A 23824-nucleotide genomic window follows, 5' to 3' on the forward strand; every position below is an offset into this window, starting at 1 on the left:
CATGCGCGTCTCGTGGTCCTCATTCCTCGTATCTCCTGCACCGAAGGCGAGCCCGAAACATGTCCACTGCCCCTCCCCAGAACTCATCTGACCGAAATGACGACCACAGCCGTCGCCGGCCCCACGCCCGCACCTTCCTGACTCGCACGGATCAGACGCCGGGGAAGCCGCGCGGACGCGTTCTCGCCGGCGCCACCCTGGCCACCGCGCTCACCGCGTCACTGCTGGGTCCCGCACCCGCGCTGGCCGGGCCGGTGGGAGCGGTGGGTTCCGGGCCGACGTCGTCCACGGCCAGTGGACCGGGCGCCTCCGAAACCGTCCGCGGAGACCTGCCGAACGGCGGGCACTACGTGCTGATGACCCCGGAGCGATGGAACGGCACCGTGCTGATCTGGAACCCCGGCTACGGGGGCGGCGGATCCAACCCATCGGCCGGACCCAGTGAGGGACTCGTTGACTGGCTCGCGGACCGTGGATATGCGCTCGCGGGGACTTCCGCGGCCGAGGGCGGATGGGCCGTGGAGGGGCTGCTGGAGAACCAGCCGCTGGTGATGGACGCCGTCCGTGACCGGCTGGGGGAGCCCGAGGACGTCATCGCCTGGGGCTCGTCCATGGGCGGGCTGACCTCGGTGGCCGCCCTGGAGCAGCATGCGGATGTCATCGATGCGGCCTTGCCTCTGTGCGGTTCCGTGGCCGGGGCTATCCCCATGCTCAACGGCAGCCTGGATGGCACCTTCGCCCTGCGGACCCTGCTGGCTCCCGGGGACGAGCGCCTCCAGCTGGTCAACATCAGTGATGAGGCCGAACGCCAGGCAGCCTTCCGTGAGGTGCTGGATGCGGCGCAGGCGACGCCGGAGGGCCGCGCCCGCATCGCGCTCGCCGCGAGCCTGGCGCAGATCCCGACGTGGACGCAGGCGGAGGACGAGAAGCCCTCGGCGAGCGACTGGGCCGCCCAGCAGGACCAGCTCTACCAGGCGTTCATGTTCGGGGTGGTCTCGCCGCGGCAGCCCCTCGAGGACCGCGCTGGCGGCAACTTCTCCTGGAACACCGGAGTCGACTACACGAAGGCCCTGCAAGGCTCGGACCAGCAGCAGCTGGTGCGGAACCTGTACCGCCAGGCCGGCCTCTCTCTGGACCGGGACCTGGAGAACCTGGCGGACGCCGAGCGGATCTCCGCCGATCCGGAGGCGGTCGCCTACATGCAGCGGAACGCGACGCCGGCCGGCGAGATCGACGGCCCCGTCCTGTCCCTGCATGAGACCGGGGACACCGCCCCCACCGTCACCCAGGCCCGCACCTATGCGGACCGCGTGCGGGAGAACGGGGACCAGTCCCTGCTGCGGCAGGCCTTCGTGGACCGGCCCGGCCACTGCGACTACGCCGATGCGGAGATGGCCGCCCTTGTGGAGGCGCTGCAGCAGCGGTTGGACACCGGGCAATGGGGCTCCACCACGACGCCGTCACACCTGAACCGGTCCGCCGACCGCATCGCCAGCCGTGACGGACTGGACCGGGGTGGCTCGTTCGCCGCCGCCCGCCCTGACCCACAGAACCGCCCGGAACGGGGACCGGCTCCCGCGGCGGTGTCCCACCAAGGGACACTGGACGGGGACCGGGCCTACTCCCTGCACAAGCCGGCGGAATGGAACGGTGACCTGGTGGTGATGCCAGGCCGGGATGACCTCACGGGGACCACGGCTCAGTGGCTGGCCGAACAGGGATACGGGGCCATCGGCTATGAGTTGAGCGACGGCTGGGACCTCGTGCTGGACGAGTCCAATGCCGGGGCAGCCGTGGAGACCTTCGGGCGGCTGGCCGGTGACGCCGATGACGTGGTGGTGGCCGGCCGGTCCCAGGGCGGGCTGACCACCAGGATCGTGGCGGATGCCGCGCCGGAGTGGTTGGCCGGTTCCCTGCCGATGTGCGGTGGGGGTGCGGGAGCCATCAGCACGTGGAACTACAAGCTGGACACCGCCTTCGCCCTGCGCGAGCTGGTCGATCCCGACTCGGCCATGCAGATCCAGGGCATCGAGGACCGTGCGGCCGAGCTGCAGGCCATGAACGACCTGGTGGCACTGGCCGATTCCACCGAGCACGGCCGGGCCCGGGCCGCTCTGGCCGCTGCCCTGAGCAAGATCCCGGCCGTGGACCCGGAGACCGGGCAGGAGATCCGCCGCGTCCAGCTGGATAAGCGGATCGACCGGTACATCGAGCACCTGCCGTTCGCGATGGGCAGCCACGTGCGTGCCGGCTATGAACAGACCGTGGGCGGCACCTTCTCCTGGAACACGGGCGTGGACTACCGGCGCGAGCTCCAGCGCTCGGGTCGCTGGGCCGAGGTGAAGCAGGCCTACCGGGCGGCAGGGCTGTCGCTGACCGAGGACCTGGACACCCTGGACCGGGCCGAACGGCTCTCAGCCGATCCTGAGACGGTACGGCTCGTGGAGCAGACCGCCACCTTCACCGGACGACTGGACGCCCCGGTGCTGTCCCTGCACACCACCGGGGACGGGGCCGGGACCATCGCCGACGACGCCGCCTACCGGTCCACCGTGACCGCCGCCGGGTCCGCGCGCCAGCTGCGCCAGACCTTCGTGGCCTCCGAGGGGCACTGCACCTTCACCCCCGCGGAGGAGGCAGCGGCCCTGACCGCCCTGTTCGACCGGATCGAGACCGGCCGGTGGCAGTCCACCTCGCCGCGGCAGCTCGACCGCCTCGCCGCCCGTGTGGACGCCGGCTCGGACCTGGACCTGGGCGTCGCGCGGTTCACCTCGGGCGAGGCACCGGGCCAGCCGGCACGGATGTGGGATGTGCGGGACTGGGGTGACTACCGGGCGAAGTGATCGCTAGGAGAACCGCCGGAGGTGCCGCGCGGTGGCGTTGCACCTCAGGCGGGTCCCGTCCTAACCTGCCGGCAACATCTCTCTGTCACCGGGCAGAACCGGAGGCCAGCCGCCGTTCCATCTGATCTGCGTACGGCCTCAGGCGGTGAGCCAGGGAGCGAGCGTCGTCCGACCGGCTGAGCCGGAGGTACGGAACCATGACCGTCACCGCGGCCACCGTCTGGCCGAAGCCGTCCCGCAGTGGCATGGCCAGTGCGGCCACCCCCGGTTGTGCCTCGCCGACCTGGATAGCCCATCCCCGGTTCCGGACCTTCTTGATCTCGGCCTTGAGCTGGGTCCAGTCCTGGATGGTTCCCGGCTGGACCGTCTCCAAGGCGGCGCCCTCATACCGCGCCGCCAGGTCGTCGTCGGTCAGCCCCGCCAGCATCGCCCTCCCTGCCGCCGTGGCGTGAGCCGGGGTCACGGTCCGCACCGGACGGGCGATCCGCACCAGATGGGTGCCCTCCTCCGTCAGGATGAACCGGATGTTCCGGCCCTCCAGGACGGCGAGGCTGGTCGTCTCGAGCATTCCCTCGGCGACCTGCCGCAACACGCCTCCGAGCAGATCGGGCAACGTCGAGCCGCGGGCCACATCGGCGGTGATCTGCCGGAGTACGGGGCCGATCGTGTACGGGCCGTGGCGTAGTTCTTGATCGAGGTAGCCGGCCTCGGCGCATGTGCGCAAGAGCCGGTGCGCCATGGAGGCGCTGATCTGGAGGGCGCCGGCCGCCTCGGTGAGGGTCATCTCACCCCGCGAGGCGACGAGCCGGACGAGTCGGAGGGCGCGGTCAACGGTCTGGAGCATCCTTGCCACCTTTCCACATAGAGGAAAGAGTGCCAGGCGTCTGTGCCGCGATACAAGGGGTGATCTGGATCCATCCGCCGGCCCCGATTCTGGCTCTTTCCGCATGGAGGAAAAGGCCGTGCATTCCATTGTCGATTCCCCGGTTCCGGTCTTTACTTCAGGAATCACCCGCTCCCGTCCCTGACTAAGGAAGCACCATGACCTCCCACGCTGCATCCATCACCCCCACGATCCGCCGGGGCCTGGTCGCCGCCCTCGCCGCGGGCACCCTGGTCCTGGCGGGGTGCGGTTCCGGGTCACCGACGGGCGCCGAGGGGACCGCCTCAGAGGCCGGCTCGAGCCCCGTGGCGGCGACTTCCGGGGAGCTGACCAGCATCTCCGTGGGCACCATCGCCATCGCCTCCTCCACTGAGCTCCGCTACGGCGTGGCCGAGGGGATCTTCGAGGACCACGGCCTGGACGTGGAACTCATCGAGGGTCAGGGCGGCGCGGCGCTGTTGCCGGCGGTCCAGAACGGATCCATGCAGTTCGCTGTGGGCAATCCGATGTCCGTGCTGACCGCTGCGGACCAAGGCCTGCCCATGAAGGTGGTCTCCGGGTATTCCTGGTCCTCCGCCGAGGGCGATGACATCAATGCCGTGATCGCCCGCAAGGATTCCGGCATCACCGGCTTCGACGATCTGGAGGGTCAGACCGTGTCCGTCAACGCCGTCCACACCTTGGGCGACCTCTCGATCATGGAGGCCGCGGAGATGGCCGGGGCTGATCCGGAGAAGATCAACTTCAACGAGATGCCCTTCCCAGACATGCTGGCCCAGCTCGAACAGGGGAACGTGGACGCCGTGTGGCTGCCCGAACCCTTCATGGGCCGGGCCATGGCCGATCCCGAGAACGTGGTCGTCGGGTATCCGAACCAGGAGGTCATGGACGGTATGCCCTTGACCATCCCCTTCACCAGCGCATCGATCGCCGAGGAGAGCCCGGAACTCGTGACCGCCTTCCAGGAGGCGCTGACGGAATCGGCCGAGCGTGCCGCCCAGGATGAGGAGGGCGTCCGGGCCATGCTGCCCGAGTTCCTGAAGATGGACGAGGAGACGGCCCAGTCGATCCGTCTGGAGCCGGCGCACACGGATCTGCCGGTCGAGAAGATGCAGACCATCTATGACCTGATGCTCAAGTACGGCATGGCCGAGAACCCGCTGGATGTCGAATCCCTGTACGTCCAGCCGTAGGGCTCTTGCTGTCCGGACCACCGTTGTCACCTTGGAGGAGTAGGAATGAAAGTTGCTGTGATCGGAGCAGGCATCGGGGGGTTGGCTGCGGTGGCCGCCCTGCGGCGGCGCGGTATCGACGCCGAGGTGTTCGAGCAGGCCCGGGCGCTCGGGGAGATCGGAGCGGGCATCTCGCTCGCGTCCAACGGCTGGCGGCTGCTGGAGCGCCTCGGTCTGCTGGAGGAGATCGAGCGGGTCGGCTCGCACCTGGACCAGGGGTATTTCCAGCTGCGGGAGGACGGCACGTTCATCTCCACGCTCCGTGAGCCCGGTGCCGCGTGGGACCGCCGGGTCTTCGGGGTGCATCGTGCCGACCTGATCGAAGTGCTCGCCTCCACGCTGCCGGGCTCCGCGATCCATACCGGCCATCGGCTGCTCGATCTTGAGCAGGACGACTCGGGGGTACGCCTGCGTTTTGAGAACGGTGAGACCGCCCGAGCCGATGTGGTGATCGGCGCAGACGGCATCCATTCCGTCGTCCGCCGCAACGTCATCGGGGAGGTCGCCGCCCCGCGATCCTCCGGGACCGCGGCATACCGGGCTCTCGTGCCCGTCACGGGGGCGGAGGACTGGGAATGGGGCACCTCGAAGATGTGGATCGGCCCGGGGAAGCACTTCCTGGTGTATCCCATCCGGGCGGACCGGCTGATCAACATCGTCGCGGTGGTTCCCGCCCACGGGGGCGAGCGGGACTCCTGGACAGCGCCCGGCGATCCAGAGCAGCTCGCCGCGGAGTTCGCCGGCTGGGATCCCGTGGTCACCGGGCTGATCGAACGCGTCACGGACACGTTCCAGTGGGGGCTGTTCGATAGGCCGCCGCTGACCAGTTGGACCAGCGGACGGCTCGCTCTGCTCGGCGACGCCGCCCACGCCATGCTGCCCCACCTCGGCCAGGGTGGCAGCCAGACCATCGAGGACGCCTTCGCCCTGGCCGCCGCGCTCGAAGGGTCCTCCGTGGCGGACGCCCCCGCCGCCCTGACGCAGTATCAGGCGTTGCGCCTGGAGCGGGCGAATGCCGTGCAACTGGCGTCCCTGGAGGCAGGACATCTCTACGATTCGGTGGTCGAGGAAGAGTACGACGCGCGGGATGAGAGGATCCGGCGCATGGCGCCGTTCTACGGGTGGCTGGGCAGCCATGATGCCGATTCACTCGTGGCGCCGCCCCTGGCGCCCTCGCGCTGACGGGCGGTGGGACCTACACCCCGACGTCAAAGATCATCCGGCCCAGCGCGCTCAGCAATCCGGCGACCGCCACCAGCGAGACCACCGTGGCCAGCGACCACTCGCGCCGTGACCCGGTAGGCCCGAGGAGCGGCAGCTTCATCCGGCCGCCAGTACTCCACAGCGTCTTAAGGAGTGGAAGCCTCGAGACCAATCGCGGCGGCCTCAAGGAAGCAGGCCAGAGCAGATTGCACCCGCCGTCCGTGAGCATGTCACCGGCAATATGGACGATGACGCCGGTGGCCACGGCCACCACGAAGAGCTGACCTTGGTTGCCCAGTCCGACCGTCACCAGGGCGCCCAGGGGGATGGCCACCAACCAGGGGATCCTCTGGGCCCGGTCCGGCATGAACTTCAGTGCCTTGACGGCGAAGGACGCCAGCAGGACCGTCCCCAGCCCAGCTCCCACCGGCAGCAGGCCGAGGGTGGTGGGCAGGGCCACCGTGGAGAGCAGCCAGGCCAGCAGTGTGAAGGCAGCCAAGCCGAGCAGTGAGTGGGTGCCGTTGCGGTGCCCGCCGGCGATCTTGCCGACGGCCGCACAGATCCACTCGGACACCGGGGGCAGCGAATGGGCGATCGACGCCCTGCGATGATCGGCGTCCGGCAGGAGTGCGGCCCCGGCGGCCACGATCGCGCCGGTCAGGACGCCGAGGTCCGTGATTCCCGGGAACAGTCCAAAGCCCAGTGGGACCGCATCGGGCAACACCAGCCCGGACCCAGCGCCGAATATCCCGACGCCGGATAGCGGCCCCAGCGGGACCGTATAGTCCGCGGCGATCAACACCCAGGCCGCGGCTCCGCAGGCGGCATGGTGCGGTCCCATCATCGGTGGAGGATCCTTCCGGTCAGGCGTGTTGGTGAACGACTGGCCATCAGACCACGAGCCGCAGACGGATTAAGGACAGGCATCACGCGAAGTCCGTGGATACCCGGACATTAAGTACGTGGGCAGGGGATGGTGGTACTGATCCGCGTGATTCAGGGGCGAGCCAGGCATGGCCATTAAGTACTGCGGTGAGACGCCATTAAGTCCATCGAACCTCAGCGGAACAGGTGATACACATGAGCAGAGCGGCGCACCGGCTTGACGATGCCGCATTCTCTAGGCTGATCGGTCCTCGCGTGACCGTTGAACCGACGAGTCGTTCGGAGATTCGCCGACGATTTCTAGCACACGTTCGGGTACTGCCTGCTTCTGCTTCTTGGCAATGGCAATGTAGGCATATGCGGCCGCTCGCCTGTTCCGCAGGTAGCGGCTCCGGAGCGCCTCCTGAGAGATCTTCTTAGCCACGAGAGGTCCTGTTCGATTGACGATTGGCGACGTTGCTAGCCGAGTTACTGTCTACATTGTCTACCTCGGAGGGTACTCCAAGCACGGTTCCGAGGGCATCCAACGCGAAGGATCTCGCCTTTTCGCTCGGTGCATTCTCCCCGAGGTAATCCAGCATGATGATGGCTGCGTATGCGTCTTCATCAACCAGCAGGCTGGTATTGGCGTCGATGACGTCGACATCCAGTTCGACAGATTCTTTGCCTGCATCTTCAGAGACTCCTGAACCCGAGAGAAGTCGGTCGACTGCCCATCGCGCGTTCTCCCACCACTGGGCTTCTAACGCCGTGTTGCGGGCCATATTGGAAGCTTCGAGTGCCGTCTGTCGGGCTGTGTCTGCTGAACGTGTGACTCCTCGATAGGCGATCATGGCGGCGACAAGAGCGGCAACACCGCCAAGGCCGGCGCTCGTGGAGAACGCGTAGCCCCAAGCAAGAAGTGCATGCAGGGGGATTGGCCAGGCTGAATGCGCCATCATCCCAATGACGCAGCCAGCCGCGAACGCCATGACGACCCAGAGCAGGAAAAGCCACGATGCCTTTCGGCGACGTCCATTAGTTGCTGCCAACTCGACCCCCTGCTGAGGCTCAGCCATGCGCTGAGCTGTGGGCTACCTTGCCTCATGGCACGGACGCGATAAGGGTGACTGGGGCATGCCATCATCGAAGGACTGTTGCCGGAGCTCGGACACCGGGCCGGCCCGCCACCCCAAGGAGTCGCGCCATGGCCCAGGACATCGCCGTCGAACTGCACGATGCCGTCCTCACCGTCACCCTGAATCGTCCCGCGAAGAAGAACGCGCTGACCGAGGAGATGTACGGCGCGCTGGCCGACGCGATCGTCCGCGCGGAGACCGATCCGCAGGTCAGGGTGGTCCTGCTCCGTGCCGAAGGTGACCTCTTCAGCGCCGGCAACGACATCGCGGACTTCTCCCGGCTGGCTGCCAGGATCGCCGACCAGACGGCCGACCAGACGGCCACCGAGACCTCGGGCACCCCGGCGGACGGGCCGGCGTCGGGCGTCACCGAGCAGATGAAGGTGTGGCGCTTCCTCCGCGCTTTGGCGACCAGCACCACGCCGATCGTCGCCGCGGTCCAGGGTCAGGCCGTCGGGGTGGGGACCACCATGCTCCTGCACTGCGACTATGTGATCCTGGCTGAGGGAGCCACGCTTATCACCCCGTTCGTGGACCTGGCGCTGGTGCCGGAGGCCGCCTCGACCGTGCTGTTGCCCCAGCGGATCGGCCACGCCCGCGCGTTCGGCATGTTCGCGCTCGCAGAGCCCCTCACCGCGGAGGATGCCGTGGCTTACGGGCTGGCGAACCGGGTGGTCCGGGCGGAGGCTCTCCACGAGACGGCGCAGGGGGTGGCTGCCGCGCTGGCCGCCAGGCCGCCGGGGGCGCTCGCCGCCACCAAGCGACTCATGCGGGACGCGGACGGATTGACCGCCATCATGGACCGCGAGGTCGCCGAGTTCACCGGGCGACTGGCCAGCCCGGAGGCCCGCGAGGCCTTCACCGCCTTCGCCGAACGCCGGAAGCCGGATTACTCCCGGTTCTCCTGAGCCGGGACTGAGACCGGCGCGGCGGCCCGCTGGCCGTCAGGATGGGTCAGACCGGTGTGGTTGGGTGGGGGGCCTGGTTCCGCCTTCCGTTGAGACCGCGGGGATGGGAAGGCGGGCCAGAGCTGTCGGTAAGGGGCACGGCGGTACAGGGCCGCCTGCTGGACCTTTTGGGCGATCCCCTTCAGGACCGGCAGGTGACGATCCGCGGCCGCTTTGGCACGTGCCGCCGTCAGAACCAAACCCAGGGCCACCACCACGTGGCCATCGTCGTTGAACACCGGCACCGCCACGGCGCCGGCGCCTGGGCGAACGGATTCGACCGTCCGTGCATAGCCTCGCTGCTTGATGCGCTCTAATTCACGGGCCAGCTGGCCCGCGTCCGCCAAGGTCCGATCGGTGAAGGACTCCAATGTCCGTTGCAGATAGGTCTGCTGGAACCAGTCGTCCTCGTAGGCAAGCAGAACGAGCCCCACAGCCGTGGCGTGCAGCGGCAGGCGGCTGCCCACGGGTGAGGTCTTCGGTAGCTTGCCCGAACCGTAAACGCGATCCAGCGTGAGCGCCGTATACCCTTCGCGCATCCCGATGATCGCGGTCTCCTGTGTGAGCATGTAGAGGTCCTGCAGGTAGGGCCGTGCCGTATCCCGCAGCTGTCTTCCGGCGTTCTGGCTCAGCTCCCACAGCCGGATTCCGATCTGATACCGCCCGTTGTGGTCCCGGCTCAGTGCGCCCCACTCCGTCAGTTCGCGGATCAACCGGTGCGCGGTACTGGTTGGTAGTCCCGAGGCGGCGGCGATCTGAGACATACTCAGCGAGCGGGGCTCATCCTCGAAAGCCTCCAGGATCGCCATGACCTTGGACGTGACGGATCGGGAGTCGCTCTGGCCGTCCAATCGTGGACGTTCAGCGGACGGCATCGACTTCGGCGGTGGATGCCATGGACTCCAGTGCCGTGAACCCCATCGCCATGGCCCGGCCGGCGTCCGTGAAGAGGTGGCCGTGCACGCGTGAGGCACACAGGGTGAGGGTCTCGGACCGGCTCAGGCCGAACCAGTCGGTGATCACGTCCAGACCCCACGGGGTGACGCGCCAGATCTTGTCAGCGTCCTTGACGATCGAGTCATTGACGGACAATGACTCTTGACGGCTGTCATGGCCGTCGATGATGTCCTGGATCTCGGAGATGAACTCGGCGGGGTGTCCGACCTCCTCGAGGATCTCGCCGGCGATGCGTGCTCCTTCCACCTCGTGCAGGCGCACCAGGTCCGGGCGTCCACCGCCGGGGGCGATGGCCTCCAGCACCTCGTCTGCGGGGACCTGGGACCACCCGGTGTCATGCAGCAGGATGGCCGGCAGCACGACCTCGAGCCGCGCCTCAGGATGGAACTCCAGCATGGCGGCGGCCAGTGAGAACGCAAAGAGCGAGTGGATGTCATTGCGGCGGGTGCGTAGGTAGGGGGTCGCCAGGGCCCAGATCTGTTGATGGTGCCGGTCCAAGGTGGGCATGCCGGGGAGGGTGGCGGCGTCAGGCAGGTGAGACCGAACATCGCGGCCCAATTGGTTGGCGCTGGCGCGCGTTGTGGAGCTCATGCCTTGATCGTCGCTCATCTCCCGTTGGATCTCCACGTATTTTCCCGCTGGTTGGGAATCGGGGCTGATGGAGGGGGCAGTTCGGGGCGCATCTGTGCGGGAATCGAACCCGTTTCCATCCAATGGGAAACTCGACTTGGTGGTCAGAGTGTTCCCGGTCACACTCGAAGCCAAGAGCAGCCGACTTCATCTGATGGAGGAACCACATGAGCACCGCCATTCCCACCGGACAGCAGGGCCGTTGCCCCGTGGCCCACGGATCCGAAGCCGCCCCCGGCTCTGCCCACGGGCCGCTCCACAGCCAGAGCGCCGACCGCGGTGGCGTGGGCCTGGCTGCCGGTGGTGCAGAGGGGCACCACGGTTACCTGCCCTTCGACCTGAGCAGTCCCTTTGGCTCCTACGCCCGCATGCGCCAAGAGGAGCCGGTGATGTATGACGAACGCATCGACTACTGGGTCATCACCAAGTATGAGGACATCAAGGCTGTCTTCGACAACTGGGAGGTCTTCAGCTCCGAGAACACCGCGGCTCCCGTGCGCGGGTACGGCGACCCGGCCAAGAGGGTCTTCCAGGAGGGAGACCACACCGTCTACTCGGGTCTCTCCAGCCGCCGGCCCCCGGAGCACACCCGTATCCGCGCGATCGTACAGAAGGCCTTCACCCCGCGCCGGTTCAAGGTCATGGAGCCGATGATCCGCCAGAACGTGCAGGACCGCGTGGACGCCATCCTGGCCCGCCCGGACCGGCAGGCCGACCTGCTGCGGGACCTGGCCTATGACATCCCCACGATCACCATCCTGACCCTCGTGGGGGCGGACCCGAAACAGGTGGACCAGTTCAAGCAGTGGTCCGATTCCCGGTCGGCGCTGACCTGGGTGGATCTGAGTGACGAGGACCAGGTCCCGCATGCCCACAACCTGGTGGCCTACTGGAAGGAATGCCGGCGCCTCGTGGCCCATGCCCACGAGCACGGCGGTGACAACCTCGTGGCGGACATCGTCCGCGCCCAACAGGACGGCGCCGAGATCTCAGACCACGAGATCGCCTCGGTCTGCTATTCGCTGCTTTTCGCCGGCCACGAGACCACCACCACGCTGATCTCCAACACCTTCCGCGAGCTGCTGGCCCGCCGGGACGTGTGGCAACAGCTGGTGGACAATCCGAAGCTCATCCCGAGTGCCCTGGATGAGGTGCTGCGCTTCAGCCCGTCGATCGTCGGCTGGCGCCGCCGCGCCCTGGAGGACACCGAGGTGGGTGGGGTCGCCATCCCGAAGGGTGCCAACATGCTGCTGCTGTTGGGGTCGGCCAATCGGGACGAGGACCGGTTCGAGGACGGTGAGACCTTCGACATCTCGCGGCCGAATGCCCGCGAGCACCTCTCCTTCGGCTTCGGGATCCATTACTGCCTCGGCAACATGCTGGCCAAGCTACAGGCCAAGATCTGCGTTGAGGAGGTCGCGGACCGTGCCCCGCAGCTCCAACTGGACGAGTCGCAGCACATCGACTTCCGCGAGAACCTCTCCTTCCGCACCCCCTTCACCGTTCCCGTCCGCTGGGACGCCTGAGGGCGAGCGGCTACCCGTCACCGAGGACACCATGAGCACCACGATTTCCCAGACCACCCCGTACATCTACGACTTCGACGAGCCCGGAGAGTCCCGGCTGGAGATGCTCGGAGGAAAGTGCGCCTCCCTGGTATCACTGACCGCCGCCGGGATGCCCGTGCCTCCCGGGTTCACCGTGACGACGTCCAGTTATGACGCGTTCGTGGCCGAGACCGGGATCAGCGAGCAGATCCGTTCCCTGCTGGACGGCCTCGACCCGGCGGACACGGACCGCGTGGAGGAGGTCTCCGCACAGATCCGCGAGGCGATCTGCTCCCGGCCGGTCCCGGACGCTGTCCGCCAGGAGACCCGGACCGCATATGAGCGGCTGCAGTCCCGGTTCGAGGAGCCCGTCCCCGTGGCGGTGCGCTCCTCGGCCACGGCGGAGGACCTGCCCGGGGCGAGCTTCGCCGGCCAGCAGGACACCTACCTGGGGCTACAGGGGATCGAGGCCGTCACGGAGCACATCCGCCAGTGCTGGGCCTCGCTCTACACAGCCAGGGCGATCACCTACCGCATGCGCAACGGCATCCCGGATGAGGGTCTGTCCATGGCCGTGGCCGTGCAGAAGATGGTCAACGCCCGCGTGGCGGGGGTCGCGATCACCATGAACCCGACCACGGGGGACCGGTCCCAGATCACGGTGGACTCCTCCTGGGGGGTGGGCGAAATGGTGGTCTCCGGCGAGGTCACCCCGGACAATTTCGTCCTGGACAAGGTCACCCTTGTCACGGTGGGCCAGACGATCGGTGACAAGCACGCCGAGCTCCAGAAGGATCCGGAGACTGGAGACCTGATCGAGGTCCCTGTAGACGAGCAGCGCCGGAAAGCACCCAGCCTCACCGAGCAGCAGCTCATGGCCCTCGGGGCGCTCGCCAAACGCGCCGAGAGACACTACGGCTGCCCGCAGGACATCGAGTGGGCTCTGGACGCGGACCTGCCGGAGGGCGAGGACCTGCTGTTGCTGCAGTCCCGGCCGGAGACGGTCTTCTCCGGGAGCACGACGCCGGCCGGGGACTCCCAGCCCGGCACCCAGTCCCAGCCGGCGGGCTCCACCGCTGGAGCCGCCACAGGATTCAGTATGAGCGGCATCACCTCATCCATGCTCAACGGACGCAGTGGCTGAGCGCCACTACCCGATTCGGCTTGCCCCGCGTATCCCGCCCGTCTCGTCTGTCCCGCCCGAAAGGAACACCGTCATGACCGATGTTGCGCAGAAGACCTTCAAGTCCTTCCCCAAGCCCTCCGATCTCAGCGTCCCCGCAGGGGCCGAGGGCTGGGAGGAGATCTACCCCTACTACCTGCTGTTCCAGGGCAACCGGATGGAGGAGGACGACGCCAAGTTCTGGTTCTGTGACTCCCAGCACTGGCCCACCGTGTTCCGGCCCTTCGAGACAATCACCGGGGAGTATGCGGTGAAGTGCCTGGGTCAGTACAACGCCCGTCACCTCCTGATTCCCAACGCCAACGGGATCGAGTTCAAGATCCACCTGGGCTACCTGTACATGTCACCGGTGACTGTGCCGGAGGACCAGATCGCTGCGCGGGTGCCGCACTTCGAGGAACGGGCCGGCTACTACTTCGAGAACTGGGACCGGCTGCTGGAGGGCTGGCACGGCAAAATCCGTGCCACCATCGCCGAGCTGGAATCCCTGGAGTTCAAGCGCCTGCCGGACATGGTCCCGCTGGAGGACATCCACTCCGGCAAGGCCAAGGACGGCTCCGAGGTGCTGATGGAGAACTACGACCGGCTGATCCAGCTCTGCTATCAGACGTACCAGTACCACTTCGAGTTCCTGAACCTGGGCTACATCGCGTACCTGGACTTCTTCAACTTCTGCAAGCAGTCCTTCCCGAACATCCCCGAGCAGAGCATCGCGGCCATGGTCCAGGGTGTGGACATGGACCTGTTCCGGCCTGACGACGAGCTGAAGAAGCTGGCCCAGCTCGGGGTGGAGCTAGGCCTGCAGGACGCCTTCGCCGACACGGACGATGTGGCGGGCACGCTGGAACGGGTGGGCCAGACCGGGCAGGGCGAGCAGTGGCTGGAGGCCTACCGCGAGGCACAGCACCCCTGGTTCAACTTCACCGTCGGCAACGGCATGTACGGCCATGATAAGTACTGGATCGAGCACCAGGAGATCCCGCTGGGCTACATCAAGGACTACATGCGTCGGCTGGATGGCGGCCAGCAGATCATGCGCCCCATGGAAGAGCTCATCACGGAGCGCGAGCGGATCATCTCCGAATACCGGGAGTTGTTCTCTGATGACGACCAGCGCGCCACCTTCGACGCCAAGCGTCAGTTGGCCGCCACGGCCTACCCGTACGTGGAGAACCACAACTTCTACATCGAGCACTGGTCCATGAGCGTCTTCTGGCGCAAGTGCCGCGAACTGTCCCGGATGCTGTTCGAGGAGGGCTTCTTCGAGGAGCCCGAGGACATGTTCTACCTGGGCCGCAACGAGGTCCGGGACGTGCTGTTCGACCTCGTGACCGGCTGGGGCGTGGGTGCCACCCCCACCGGACCGTCCTACTGGCCGCAGGAGATCCGCCGTCGCCGGGGGATCGTCGACGCGCTGCAGACCCAGCGGCCGCAGATGGCGCTGAATACCCCGCCGGTGGAGATCACCGAGCCGTTCACCTCCATGCTGTACGGCATCACCACCGAACAGGTGAACACCTGGCTGGACGTGGACGGAGACAGCGACCCCAATGTCATCAGGGGCATGGCGGCCTCCCCCGGCACCGTCGAGGGGCGCGTGCGGGTGGTCACCCGCGCCGACCAGCTCGGCGAGGTCCAGGAGGGCGAGATCCTGGTGGCCTCCGTGACCGCCCCGAGCTGGGGGCCGATCTTCGGCAAGATCAAGGCAACCGTCACGGACATCGGCGGCATGATGAGCCACGCGGCCATCGTCTGCCGCGAGTACGCCCTGCCCGCCGTCACCGGCACCGGCACCGCCTCCACCACCCTGCAGACGGGCCAGCTGGTCCGTGTGGACGGCCAGCAGGGCACCGTCACCATCCTCGAGGACTGAGCGCCCACATGATGAACACCAACCCCACCCCGACGCCGGCCAGGGCACCGGCCGGCGCCGGGTCCCGAACGGTGGTGGTCACCGGCGCCGCCGGCGGCCTTGGCCGTGCCTTCGCACTCGGATTCCAGGCGGCCGGAGACCGGGTGGTCGTGGCCGACGTCGACCAGTCCGGTGCCGAGGAGACCGCGGCGATGGTGCGGGAAGCCGGCGGCGAGGCGCTCGCCGTCCCCGCCGACGTCACCTCGGTGGAGTCCACCGAGACGCTGGCCGTCCGGGCCGCGGAGTTCGGCGGGGGCGGCGTGGACGTCCTGGTGAACAACGCCGCCGTCTACGCCGGGATCACGCGGGCGCCCTTCGAGGAACTGGACCCCGCCGAATGGGACCGAGTCATGGCGGTGAACCTCAAGGGACCGTGGTTGTGCACCAAGGCCCTCAGTCCCTACCTGCGGCCGCGGGCGCACGTGGTGAACCTGGCCTCGGCCACCGTGTTCAGCGGCTCCGCCCAGTGGGCGCACTATGTGGCCTCCAAGTCCGGGGTCATCGGCCTGACCCGCGTGCTCGCCAAGGAGCTCGGTCCACGGGGGATCACCGTCAATGCGATCGCCCCGGGGTTCACACTCACCGAGGCCAGCCACGCGCTGATCGAGAACGCGGCCGAGTACGGGGTGGAGCGCTCCAGCCTGAAACGCGCCAGTGAACCGGAGGACATCGTGGGGGCGGCCCTGTTCCTGGCCGGAGCCGGCAGCGAGTACATCTCCGGGCAGACCCTGGTGGTGGACGGTGGCCGGCAGTTCATCTGAGGTTGCCGGCCGCCTGAGCCCGACCATCTGAGACCGACTACTGAAGACCGAAAACACCGAGCGAGAGGAGTGGCCATGGCCACCGTCGTCTACACCGACCACGAGGGCAGCACCACCACCGTGGAGGCTTCCGAGGGAGATTCCGTGATGGAAACGGCTGTGCGCAACGGCGTCTCCGGGATCGTGGGGGAATGCGGCGGATCGCTATCCTGCGCCACCTGCCACGTCTTCCTCACGGAGGGGGATGACCGTCTGCCGGAGATGTCTGAGATGGAAGACGAGATGCTCTACGGATCCGCCGTGGACCGGGAGGACAACTCCCGACTGTCCTGCCAGCTGAAACTCTGCGGAGACATGGACGTCCACGTGACGACCCCCGAGACGCAGGTGTGACCATGTCCGCCGCCTCATCCTCCGTTCGCGCACAGCCCGGTGCCACGACGCCGGCCGATGGAGCGGCCTCAGGCCCCGGCATGCTGATCGTGGGGGCCTCCCAGTCCGGAGTTCAACTGGCAGGCTCCCTGCGGGCGCTCGGGTACGAAGGACGCCTGACCCTGCTGGGGGACGAAGACCACCGTCCCTACCAGCGGCCCCCGTTGTCCAAGGCGTTCCTGCATGGGGATATGACGCGTGACCAGATGGTGCTGCGCAATGCCGACTACTGGTCCGAGCACCGCATCAACCTGGTGCGTAACGAACGGATCGAGCGGGTGGAACGGTCCGCAGGCGGCTCCGGTACCGCCTTCGCCGCCTCTGGCGCCAGCTGGGACTTCGACCGTCTGGTCCTGGCCGTGGGTGCCCGCGCCCGCCGTCTCGACGTCCCCGGCGAGGACCTGCCCGGGACCCTCTACCTGCGCAACGCGGATGACGCGCTTGCCCTCCGGGCCCAGGTGCCCCAGGCCCAACAGATCGTGATCGTCGGAGGCGGGTTCGTGGGCCTGGAGGCGGCCCTGAGTCTGCGCAAGCTCGGTAAGGAGGTCACCGTGTTGGCCCACGGGGAACGGCTCATCGGCCGGGCCGTGGGGCGGGAGACCTCGGCCTACTTCCTGCGGGCCCACCGGGAACGTGGCGTGCAGATTCGGCTGAACACCGGTGTCAGGCGCATCCTCGGCACCGAAGACGGGGACGGGGCGGATCGCGTCAGCGGGGTGGAGACGACCGGCGGCGAGGTGATCCCGGCCCAGATCGTCCTGCTGGGCATCGGGGCCGTTCCCAACACCGAACTGGCCGAGTCCATGGGCCTGCTGTGCGACGACGGGGTGGTGGTGGATGACCAGGCTGTGGCTTCGGACGGCACCACCCTGGCCGTAGGAGACTGCGCCAACCTGCCCAATCCCCTGCCCGGGGCGGAACCCGGGGACCGGGTGCGGCTGGAGAGCGTCAACAACGCCATCGAGCACGCCAAGGTGGCTGCCTACAGCCTGACCGGCCGTCAGGGGGAGTACGCCGGCATCCCGTGGTTCTGGTCCGATCAGGGCGACTTGAAGCTGCAGATCGCCGGATTGTCCCGCGGATATGACCGGACACTGTTACGCCACGATGGCACGGGGGATCGGTTCAGCATGCTCTACTACGCCGGTGACCAGGTGGTGGCCGCCGACTGTGTCAACGTCCCGCTGGACTTCATGGCCGTCCGCTCCGCCCTCGCCCAGGGGGCCACCATCCCGTATGAGCAGGCCACCGACACGTCCGTCCGGCTCAAGACCCTCATCACCACACAGACCTGACCCTCGCCGGCCACCGCCGGCGGCCCCGCACCACCCCAGACTGAGGAGCGATCATGACGCAGTCCACTGCAGATCAGCAGGCCACCGCGGCACACCGCTTGCCGACCATCCACGACATCGATACCCGGCCCATCGCCGTGACACCGGCGCAGGGCACGGACCTGGACCCCATCTGGGCAGCCGTGGTCCCCGAGACCCGCGCCCGCGGCAATGACATCCACCTGCCGATCTCCCTGGCCTACGCTGAACGGCTCTGTGCCGCCTACCCGGGGGCCAACTCCCTGCTGGTCCGCGTGTCGATCCTGCTGCATGACACCGGGTGGGCCCACGTGGACGAGGAACGCATCTACTCCGAGGGCTTCACCGGCAACTGGCGGACCGCCGAGATCCGCTTCGAGCACGAACGCCAGGGCTGCGAGGTTGCGCGCCGGGTGCTGCCAGGACTGGGGTACGACGCCGAATTCATCGAGCGCGTGGTCGCCATCATCGACGGGCACGACACCCGGATCGAGTCGAACTCCCTGGAGGACTCCCTGGTCCGGGACGCCGACCGCCTGTGGCGCTTCGACCACGTGGGCATCGCCACCGCCTCCACCTGGTTCGGCCTGGACCCCGCCACCTACTGTGACCGGCTGGCCCGCGAGATCGTCCCCGAGCTGCTCACCGAGGCCGGCTACCGGATGGCGCTGGCGGACCTGGAGCGCTCCAACGCCCTGCTGAAGACGGCCGTGCTGCGATGACCACACACACGGCAAGCACACACACGGCGCAGCCTGCACAGCTGCCCCGCACGGTTGCGGGGGCCCTGGACGCGATCCCGTGGGCCGAGGTGGACGACCATTTCATCGACGGTGACTGGGTCCGGTCCACCGGCGGCGCCCGGAACCCCGTGTACCACCCGGCGACCGGGGAGCAGTGGGGCGCTGTGCCGGACGCCACCGAGGATGACCTCGAACGGGCCGTCCGCGCTGCGCACCAGGCCTTCCGCAGCAGCGGCTGGGCGCAGCTCCCGGCAACCGAACGGGCCCGCATGATGCTGGTCATGGCCGAGAAGGTGGAGCAGAAGGCCGAGCTGCTGGCCCTGACCAGCACCCTCGAGAACGGTTCCCCGATCACGGAGACCACGGGGGTTGCCGCCAACGCGGCCAGCATCCTCCGCTACTTCGCCACGCTGGCTGGCCACCTGGACTCTGAGGATCTCCGGCCCTTCCCGAACGGGGCCGGAAAGACCCTGGTCAGTCACGATCCGGTGGGCGTCTGCACGCTGATCGCACCGTGGAACTTCCCCATCAACCTGATGGTCGCCAAGCTGGCGCCGGCCCTGTTGGCCGGCTGCACCGTGGTGATGAAGCCGGCTTCTCCCACGCCGCTGTCCATCCGCTTCATCGTGGAGGCCGCAGCCGAGGCGGGCATCCCGGCCGGCGTGGTGAACCTGGTGACCGGATCCGGGCGGCGCGGGGACACGTTGGTGCGTCACCCGCTGGTCTCCAAGGTCGCGTTCACCGGCTCCACCCCGGTGGGCCGGCACATCGCGGCGGCCTGCGGCGAGCTGCTGCGGCCGGTGACACTCGAGCTGGGAGGCAAATCGTCTGCCGTCGTGCTTCCGGATGCGGACCTTGAGGTCATGTCCGCCGTCCTGTTACGCAGCTGCCTGCGCAACACCGGGCAGACCTGCTACATCTCCACGCGCATCCTCGCCCCGGCCAAGCGCTACGACGAGGTGGTGGACATGGTCACTGCCACGGTGGCCGCCGCCCCGCAAGGCAATCCGCTGGACCCCCAGACGGTGTTCGGTCCCAGCGCCACGCGCTCACAGTTCGAGACCGTTCAGGAGTACCTGGACTCGGCCGCACAGGAGGGGGCCGTGGCCACCACCGGCGGCCGGGCTGTGGACGGGCCCGGCTGGTTCGTGGAGCCCACGGTGTTGCGAGACGTGCAACCGTGGATGCGGGTGGCCCGTGAGGAGATCTTCGGACCCGTCCTCACCGTGCTCCCCTATCAGGAGGTGGATGAGGCCGTGGAGTTGGCCAATGACACCGAGTTCGGCCTGGGCGGCGTGGTGTTCTCCGCTGACGAGGACGCCGCACTGGATGTGGCCCGGCGCATGGACACCGGCAGCGTAGGAGTCAACTTCTTCGCCTCCAACCACTCCGCCCCCTTCGGTGGCCGGAAGGCGTCCGGGCTGGGCGTGGAATTCGGATTGGAGGGGTTGTCTGCCTACCTGTCATATCAATCGGTGCACCGGCGCTGACAGAGAAGAGGGCTTGAAACGTGGAGACCGTGCTCGGCCGGTCAGAACATCCCGGCGACCCGGCCGATGATGCCCAGGACCACGAAGACCAGGACCAATGCCAGGATGACCACCAGCCAGGTCTTGTTCTTGGCCCCGGCGCCGGGCTGGTCCACGTCGAGTTCGTTGTTGGTGGGGCCCACGCTGGCGCCCTCGGCGGGCGGCGTGTCGCCGTCGATGCTGTGGCCTGACGTCTCTCGGGTGGCGTCGGCCGCCCTCTCCCGCTGATCTCGGGTCTCTTCGGGATCGATGTTTGCCACGGATGCCTGCCTTCTACCGTCGGTCGTGCGGGGCGTGCGTACGGCCAGCGTAGCAAGGTGGCCTCGGCCCTGACTGCCGGGAACGAGGGTGCGGTGGGCGACGGCATGACGCCCGCCCTATCGCCTGAAGTCCATCTCCTCCAGCCGGGTCTGGAAGGTCCGGCCGCCCTCCCAGGGGTTGGCGCCCGGGGCGACCTCCGGCGTCGGGATGTCCGCGCGCGAGGCGCGCTGGTGGGCGGTGGAGAGGCCGAGTCGGCTGTCCCGCCGGCGGATGAGTTCCTGGTCGGCCTGCCCGTCGGAGGTCAGCCCCATCATGAGCTGGGGGATGCCGTAGGGGAAGTCGTCGCGGTCGTACTGCCAGGTGTGGAAGGTCTTGCCGTAGGTGGTCACGAGGTCCATGAAGTAGGCGTGTTCGGCCAGCTCAGGGACCCCCGGGGCGGCCAGGATTCCGGACTTCACCTCGTAGTGGTGACTGTGCCAGAGCCGCTTCTCCTCTTCCGGCAGGCTGAGGAAGCGCTCCTCGCTGATGATGTACTCGATGCCGATCAGGCGGGCGTCGGGCGCGTTCCGGTCAAAGATCACACACTGGTGCAGGTCATGGCGCAGATGGATGCAGAAGTGCGAGGCCTCCACCTGCCGGCCCATCTCATCGGCATACATGTGGAGGCCGTTGAGGTAGGTGCTCATCGCCTCCAGCGGATACTTCCGCTGGATGAGGCCGGAGGCCAGGTCCAGCGCGCGGTGCTTCAGCGGGTGCCCCCGGCCCACCTTGGCGGCGGTGGCCACCTTGCGGCCGACGGCGGCACTGGCCGCGGCTCCCAGCCCGAGGACGACGCCGATGCCCATGGATTTCAGCTCTGTGGGTCCCATGGGGCCGCCGTAGTCATCTGGGCGGCGGAGCACACGGGTTGGGCGGTGGGCGGTCGCGGAAGAGGCCAGCAGGTCGCCGGCCAGTTCCCGTCACCGCGCGGAGAGCGCCGCCTCGATTGCCGGGCGCATCTTCTCGGGTTCGGTGGTCGGGGCGAAGCGCTCGAGGACCTGCCCGTCCCGGCCCACGAGGAACTTGGTGAAGTTCCACTTGATGGCCCCGCCGAGCAACCCCGAGGTCTCCTGGCGCAGCCAAGCGAACAGGGGGTGGGCGCCGGAGCCGTTGACGTCCACCTTGGCGAACATGGGGAACTCGACCCCGTAGTTCAGCTGGCAGAACTCACTGGCCTCGGCGTCCGTGCCGGGTTCCTGGTTCGCGAACTGGTTGCAGGGGAAGCCCAGCACCACCAGCCCCTGGTCCTTGTACGCGGCATAGAGCTCCTGCAGGCCCTCGTACTGGGGCGTCAGCCCACATTTGCTGGCGGTGTTGACCACCACGGCGACCTGGCCGGCGTAGTCGGAGAGCGGCTGCGCCTGGCCGGCCACGGTGCGGGCCGTGAAATCGTGCAGGGTGGGCATCAGTCCTGCACCACGTTCACGTGCACGTCGATGTTGCCGCGCGTGGCGTTGGAGTACGGGCAGACCTGGTGGGCCTGGTCGGCGAGCTCCTGGGCCTGAGCGGCGGGGAGGTTCGGCACGACCACCTCGAGGGTGACCTCGAGGCCGAACCCGCCGGCGTCGTTGGGGCCGATGCCCACCCGCGCGCCGACGCTGGACTCGCCCAGGTCCGCCTTGGCCTTGCGGGCCACCATCTGCAGGGCGGAGTGGAAGCAGGCCGCGTAGCCGGCGGCGAAGAGCTGCTCGGGGTTGGCGCCGTCACCGGAGCCGCCCATCTCCTGCGGGACGGCCAGGTCCAGGCTGATGGTGCCGTCCGCGGTGCGGGTGTGACCGTCGCGGCCACCTCCGGTGGCCAGGGCCTCGGCGGTGTAGATCGTCTGCATGGTGTTCTCCTTGCGGTGGGCGGGATGGGGTTGGTGTGCGGGGATGGGTCAGCCGGCGGCCACGAAGCGCCGGGAGAGGTCGCGCAGCGCGAGCAGGTCCGCGGGGGAAAGCCCGACGGCGTCCAGCAGGCACCGCTGGACGCCCACCGCGCGCTCGCGCAGGGCCTCGCCGGCGGCGGTCAGGCGGACGGTCACCCGGCGGGAGTCGGTGGCCTGGCGCTCGCGGGCGATGAACCCGTGCTCGTCCAGGCGGCGCAGTAACGGCGAGAGCGTGCCGCTGTCCAGGTGCAGCCGTTCACCCAGGGCCGAGACGGTCTGGCCATCCCGCTCCCAGAGCACGAGCAGCACCAGGTACTGCGGGTAGGTCAGCCCCAGTTCGTCCAACAGCGGCCGGTAGGCCTGCTGCGCTGCGCGGGCCGCTGAATACAGGGCGAAGCAGACCTGGTCCTCCAGATGGAGGTTCGGGGCGGTGGTGGTGCTCATGCAAGAAGTATTGCGCACAACTCAATTGGGCACAATAGGAAATCTTCGGCGCGCCCGCGGTCGGCACCGTGGCGAGTTTCAGCGCGGGACCCGGACGGTGCTGGTCAACGCCGTCAGGCTTGGGAACCGCGGAGCGGAACTGAAGCCGAAGTCCGCCGGTGGATCCAAGTCCGCGAGGGCGCCCAGGTCCTCCCCGTCCCACGACGCTCGCGAAGAGGCGAGGCGATGCAGGTCCCGGGCCGCATACCACTCGGTGCGGTCGTTGCCGGCGGTGCCCACGGTCCGCACGCCCGGCATCACCACGCGGGCCACCCGGTCCGTGAGTCTCGCCATAGTCAGGCTCGATCCCACCGGTCCGGGCACCGCGCGCAGCAGGTGCCCCAGTGGCACGCGCCGGCCCACGTCGAAGGTCCAGTCCAGCGGGCCCGCGGTGACGTGCCAGCTCGAGCCGGCGGCAGCGCCGGCGTCGGGCCCCTGCACCCGGACCGGCACCTGCCGGACCTCGTCAAAGGTGTACGTGGTGGAGACGAAGTCCGCCACCCACGGGTCCGGGGCCAGCAGGATGCGGTGCCCGTCCGGGCGTTGGACCATGACGTCCGCGAAGGGCCCGTGCGGGGATGAGCTCCAGCACCCGAGCACCAGCCGGGTCCCGCCCGTGGTGCCGGCGCCGGCGATGTGACCGGTGAAGCGCAGCCGCGTCCATCGACGGTTTTCGCCGCGCTCCTGCCGACTCATCAGGCCCATCCCCCGATGCTCGCCGTCCGACGTCCGGAGCACAAGACCGGAGGCCGATCGCCGGGACGCGCGGGGATTCGTGGGAGAATCACCACCATGGGGGACCGAGACACGAGGATGCTACTAGCCGAGGCGATGCAGATCCTCAAGGGCACGGACGCCGATGACAGCAGGGTCAAGGCGAGGGAACGCCGCGCCCACGCCCGCGTCCTGGCGATGATCAACTTCGCCGACGAGACGGCGCGGCTCAGCAACGAGCAGCGCATCGCCAACCTGCTGATGCTGGCCCAGATGGACCACGAGGACTCGGCCTGGGCCTTGGACGAGGCCCGCAGCATGCTGCACCAGAAGAAGCGCTAA

24 protein-coding genes are annotated in these 23824 nt (G+C 68.2%); 13 read left to right on the plus strand and 11 right to left on the minus strand.

Annotation, left to right across the window (positions count from 1 at the left end; all coding sequences use genetic code 11):
- The first annotated feature begins 59 nt into the window (after positions 1–59).
- The gene (locus AB0333_RS09730; RefSeq protein ID WP_366218492.1) at positions 60–2843 is read left to right on the plus strand and encodes a hypothetical protein; all 2784 of its coding nucleotides are present in this window, start codon (positions 60–62) and stop codon (positions 2841–2843) included.
- An 85-nt stretch (positions 2844–2928) separates the two neighbouring features.
- Here AB0333_RS09730 and AB0333_RS09735 read toward each other — a convergent pair whose 3' ends face one another.
- Complete coding sequence (locus AB0333_RS09735; protein WP_366218493.1) at positions 2929–3687, minus strand: IclR family transcriptional regulator; 759 nt, start codon at positions 3685–3687, stop codon at positions 2929–2931.
- Between the two features lie 197 nt (positions 3688–3884).
- Between AB0333_RS09735 and AB0333_RS09740 the strand changes: the two genes are divergently transcribed.
- Together AB0333_RS09740 and AB0333_RS09745 are read left to right on the plus strand one after the other, a co-directional pair.
- Complete coding sequence (locus tag AB0333_RS09740; RefSeq protein WP_366218494.1) at positions 3885–4919, plus strand: ABC transporter substrate-binding protein; 1035 nt, start codon at positions 3885–3887, stop codon at positions 4917–4919.
- Between the two features lie 45 nt (positions 4920–4964).
- Positions 4965–6140, plus strand: a complete 1176-nt coding sequence (locus AB0333_RS09745; RefSeq protein WP_366218495.1) for an FAD-dependent monooxygenase — start codon at positions 4965–4967, stop codon at positions 6138–6140.
- A gap of 13 nt (positions 6141–6153) precedes the next feature.
- Here AB0333_RS09745 and AB0333_RS09750 read toward each other — a convergent pair whose 3' ends face one another.
- Complete coding sequence (locus AB0333_RS09750; RefSeq protein WP_366218496.1) at positions 6154–7005, minus strand: metal-dependent hydrolase; 852 nt, start codon at positions 7003–7005, stop codon at positions 6154–6156.
- 457 nt (positions 7006–7462) lie between these two features.
- Positions 7463–8104 carry a hypothetical protein gene (locus tag AB0333_RS09755; RefSeq protein WP_366218497.1) on the minus strand — a complete coding sequence of 214 codons (642 nt, stop codon included), beginning with the start codon at positions 8102–8104 and terminating at the stop codon, positions 7463–7465.
- Positions 8105–8232: 128 nt separating this feature from the next.
- Between AB0333_RS09755 and AB0333_RS09760 the strand changes: the two genes are divergently transcribed.
- Positions 8233–9072, plus strand: coding sequence for an enoyl-CoA hydratase-related protein (locus AB0333_RS09760; RefSeq protein WP_366218498.1), 840 nt, complete (start codon positions 8233–8235; stop codon positions 9070–9072).
- Here the strand turns inward: AB0333_RS09760 and AB0333_RS09765 are convergent.
- Positions 9054–9962: an IclR family transcriptional regulator gene (locus AB0333_RS09765; protein ID WP_366218499.1), complete on the minus strand. Its 909-nt coding sequence runs from the start codon at positions 9960–9962 to the stop codon at positions 9054–9056. The genes AB0333_RS09760 and AB0333_RS09765 overlap by 19 nt on opposite strands.
- A gap of 10 nt (positions 9963–9972) precedes the next feature.
- Positions 9973–10659, minus strand: a complete 687-nt coding sequence (locus tag AB0333_RS09770) for an HD domain-containing protein (protein ID WP_366218500.1) — start codon at positions 10657–10659, stop codon at positions 9973–9975.
- A 206-nt stretch (positions 10660–10865) separates the two neighbouring features.
- On the opposite strand from AB0333_RS09770, the gene AB0333_RS09775 reads away from it, so the two are divergent.
- The 8 genes from AB0333_RS09775 (at position 10866) to AB0333_RS09810 (ending at position 20079) form a co-directional block, all read left to right on the plus strand.
- Positions 10866–12224, plus strand: a complete 1359-nt coding sequence (locus AB0333_RS09775; protein WP_366218501.1) for a cytochrome P450 — start codon at positions 10866–10868, stop codon at positions 12222–12224.
- Positions 12225–12255: 31 nt separating this feature from the next.
- Entirely contained in the window at positions 12256–13389 is a 1134-nt protein-coding gene (locus AB0333_RS09780) for a PEP/pyruvate-binding domain-containing protein (protein ID WP_366218502.1), read from the plus strand.
- A gap of 73 nt (positions 13390–13462) precedes the next feature.
- A complete protein-coding gene (locus AB0333_RS09785) occupies positions 13463–15301 on the plus strand; it encodes a PEP-utilizing enzyme (RefSeq protein ID WP_366218503.1) in 1839 nt (612 codons plus the stop codon).
- Between the two features lie 8 nt (positions 15302–15309).
- Entirely contained in the window at positions 15310–16101 is a 792-nt protein-coding gene (locus tag AB0333_RS09790; RefSeq protein WP_347920661.1) for an SDR family oxidoreductase, read from the plus strand.
- Positions 16102–16176: 75 nt separating this feature from the next.
- Positions 16177–16494 carry a 2Fe-2S iron-sulfur cluster-binding protein gene (locus AB0333_RS09795; protein WP_347920659.1) on the plus strand — a complete coding sequence of 106 codons (318 nt, stop codon included), beginning with the start codon at positions 16177–16179 and terminating at the stop codon, positions 16492–16494.
- Positions 16495–16496: 2 nt separating this feature from the next.
- Complete coding sequence (locus AB0333_RS09800) at positions 16497–17828, plus strand: FAD-dependent oxidoreductase (RefSeq protein ID WP_366218504.1); 1332 nt, start codon at positions 16497–16499, stop codon at positions 17826–17828.
- A 53-nt stretch (positions 17829–17881) separates the two neighbouring features.
- Positions 17882–18568 carry an HD domain-containing protein gene (locus tag AB0333_RS09805; RefSeq protein ID WP_366218505.1) on the plus strand — a complete coding sequence of 229 codons (687 nt, stop codon included), beginning with the start codon at positions 17882–17884 and terminating at the stop codon, positions 18566–18568.
- Positions 18565–20079 (plus strand): aldehyde dehydrogenase family protein, encoded by a 1515-nt coding sequence (locus tag AB0333_RS09810; protein WP_366218506.1) that lies wholly within the window; start codon positions 18565–18567, stop codon positions 20077–20079. Before AB0333_RS09805 ends, AB0333_RS09810 begins: the two co-directional genes overlap by 4 nt.
- Before the next feature lie 41 nt (positions 20080–20120).
- Here the strand turns inward: AB0333_RS09810 and AB0333_RS09815 are convergent, their stop codons facing one another.
- The 6 genes from AB0333_RS09815 to AB0333_RS09840 all read right to left on the minus strand — a co-directional run bounded on the left by AB0333_RS09815 (position 20121) and on the right by AB0333_RS09840 (position 23464).
- Positions 20121–20378 carry a DUF6480 family protein gene (locus tag AB0333_RS09815; RefSeq protein WP_366218507.1) on the minus strand — a complete coding sequence of 86 codons (258 nt, stop codon included), beginning with the start codon at positions 20376–20378 and terminating at the stop codon, positions 20121–20123.
- A 117-nt stretch (positions 20379–20495) separates the two neighbouring features.
- Positions 20496–21248 carry an OBAP family protein gene (locus AB0333_RS09820; RefSeq protein WP_366218508.1) on the minus strand — a complete coding sequence of 251 codons (753 nt, stop codon included), beginning with the start codon at positions 21246–21248 and terminating at the stop codon, positions 20496–20498.
- A 90-nt stretch (positions 21249–21338) separates the two neighbouring features.
- On the minus strand, positions 21339–21824 hold the full coding sequence (locus AB0333_RS09825) for a glutathione peroxidase (protein WP_366218509.1): 486 nt from the start codon (positions 21822–21824) through the stop codon (positions 21339–21341).
- Positions 21824–22246 carry an organic hydroperoxide resistance protein gene (locus AB0333_RS09830; protein ID WP_366218510.1) on the minus strand — a complete coding sequence of 141 codons (423 nt, stop codon included), beginning with the start codon at positions 22244–22246 and terminating at the stop codon, positions 21824–21826. Before AB0333_RS09830 ends, AB0333_RS09825 begins: the two co-directional genes overlap by 1 nt.
- A 48-nt stretch (positions 22247–22294) precedes the next feature.
- Positions 22295–22729 carry a MarR family transcriptional regulator gene (locus AB0333_RS09835; RefSeq protein ID WP_366218512.1) on the minus strand — a complete coding sequence of 145 codons (435 nt, stop codon included), beginning with the start codon at positions 22727–22729 and terminating at the stop codon, positions 22295–22297.
- Between the two features lie 78 nt (positions 22730–22807).
- On the minus strand, positions 22808–23464 hold the full coding sequence (locus AB0333_RS09840; protein WP_366218513.1) for a hypothetical protein: 657 nt from the start codon (positions 23462–23464) through the stop codon (positions 22808–22810).
- A 96-nt stretch (positions 23465–23560) separates the two neighbouring features.
- Between AB0333_RS09840 and AB0333_RS09845 the strand changes: the two genes are divergently transcribed.
- A complete protein-coding gene (locus AB0333_RS09845) occupies positions 23561–23824 on the plus strand; it encodes a hypothetical protein (RefSeq protein ID WP_366218514.1) in 264 nt (87 codons plus the stop codon).

Origin of the sequence: Citricoccus sp. NPDC079358 (assembly GCF_040702545.1) — a bacterium.
Classification (GTDB): domain Bacteria; phylum Actinomycetota; class Actinomycetes; order Actinomycetales; family Micrococcaceae; genus Citricoccus.

Coding starts and splice junctions, on each gene's coding strand:
- AB0333_RS09730 (WP_366218492.1), top strand. CDS start 60: ATGTCCACTGCCCCTCCCCAGAACTCATCTGACCGAAATGACGACCAC.
- AB0333_RS09780 (WP_366218502.1), top strand. CDS start 12,256: ATGAGCACCACGATTTCCCAGACCACCCCGTACATCTACGACTTCGAC.
- AB0333_RS09845 (WP_366218514.1), top strand. CDS start 23,561: ATGGGGGACCGAGACACGAGGATGCTACTAGCCGAGGCGATGCAGATC.
- AB0333_RS09805 (WP_366218505.1), top strand. CDS start 17,882: ATGACGCAGTCCACTGCAGATCAGCAGGCCACCGCGGCACACCGCTTG.
- AB0333_RS09760 (WP_366218498.1), top strand. CDS start 8,233: ATGGCCCAGGACATCGCCGTCGAACTGCACGATGCCGTCCTCACCGTC.
- AB0333_RS09830 (WP_366218510.1), bottom strand. CDS start 22,246: ATGCAGACGATCTACACCGCCGAGGCCCTGGCCACCGGAGGTGGCCGC.
- AB0333_RS09810 (WP_366218506.1), top strand. CDS start 18,565: ATGACCACACACACGGCAAGCACACACACGGCGCAGCCTGCACAGCTG.
- AB0333_RS09835 (WP_366218512.1), bottom strand. CDS start 22,729: ATGAGCACCACCACCGCCCCGAACCTCCATCTGGAGGACCAGGTCTGC.
- AB0333_RS09790 (WP_347920661.1), top strand. CDS start 15,310: ATGATGAACACCAACCCCACCCCGACGCCGGCCAGGGCACCGGCCGGC.
- AB0333_RS09795 (WP_347920659.1), top strand. CDS start 16,177: ATGGCCACCGTCGTCTACACCGACCACGAGGGCAGCACCACCACCGTG.
- AB0333_RS09745 (WP_366218495.1), top strand. CDS start 4,965: ATGAAAGTTGCTGTGATCGGAGCAGGCATCGGGGGGTTGGCTGCGGTG.
- AB0333_RS09785 (WP_366218503.1), top strand. CDS start 13,463: ATGACCGATGTTGCGCAGAAGACCTTCAAGTCCTTCCCCAAGCCCTCC.
- AB0333_RS09775 (WP_366218501.1), top strand. CDS start 10,866: ATGAGCACCGCCATTCCCACCGGACAGCAGGGCCGTTGCCCCGTGGCC.
- AB0333_RS09800 (WP_366218504.1), top strand. CDS start 16,497: ATGTCCGCCGCCTCATCCTCCGTTCGCGCACAGCCCGGTGCCACGACG.
- AB0333_RS09820 (WP_366218508.1), bottom strand. CDS start 21,248: ATGGGACCCACAGAGCTGAAATCCATGGGCATCGGCGTCGTCCTCGGG.
- AB0333_RS09755 (WP_366218497.1), bottom strand. CDS start 8,104: ATGGCTGAGCCTCAGCAGGGGGTCGAGTTGGCAGCAACTAATGGACGT.
- AB0333_RS09740 (WP_366218494.1), top strand. CDS start 3,885: ATGACCTCCCACGCTGCATCCATCACCCCCACGATCCGCCGGGGCCTG.
- AB0333_RS09750 (WP_366218496.1), bottom strand. CDS start 7,005: ATGATGGGACCGCACCATGCCGCCTGCGGAGCCGCGGCCTGGGTGTTG.
- AB0333_RS09770 (WP_366218500.1), bottom strand. CDS start 10,659: ATGAGCTCCACAACGCGCGCCAGCGCCAACCAATTGGGCCGCGATGTT.
- AB0333_RS09735 (WP_366218493.1), bottom strand. CDS start 3,687: ATGCTCCAGACCGTTGACCGCGCCCTCCGACTCGTCCGGCTCGTCGCC.
- AB0333_RS09825 (WP_366218509.1), bottom strand. CDS start 21,824: ATGCCCACCCTGCACGATTTCACGGCCCGCACCGTGGCCGGCCAGGCG.
- AB0333_RS09840 (WP_366218513.1), bottom strand. CDS start 23,464: ATGAGTCGGCAGGAGCGCGGCGAAAACCGTCGATGGACGCGGCTGCGC.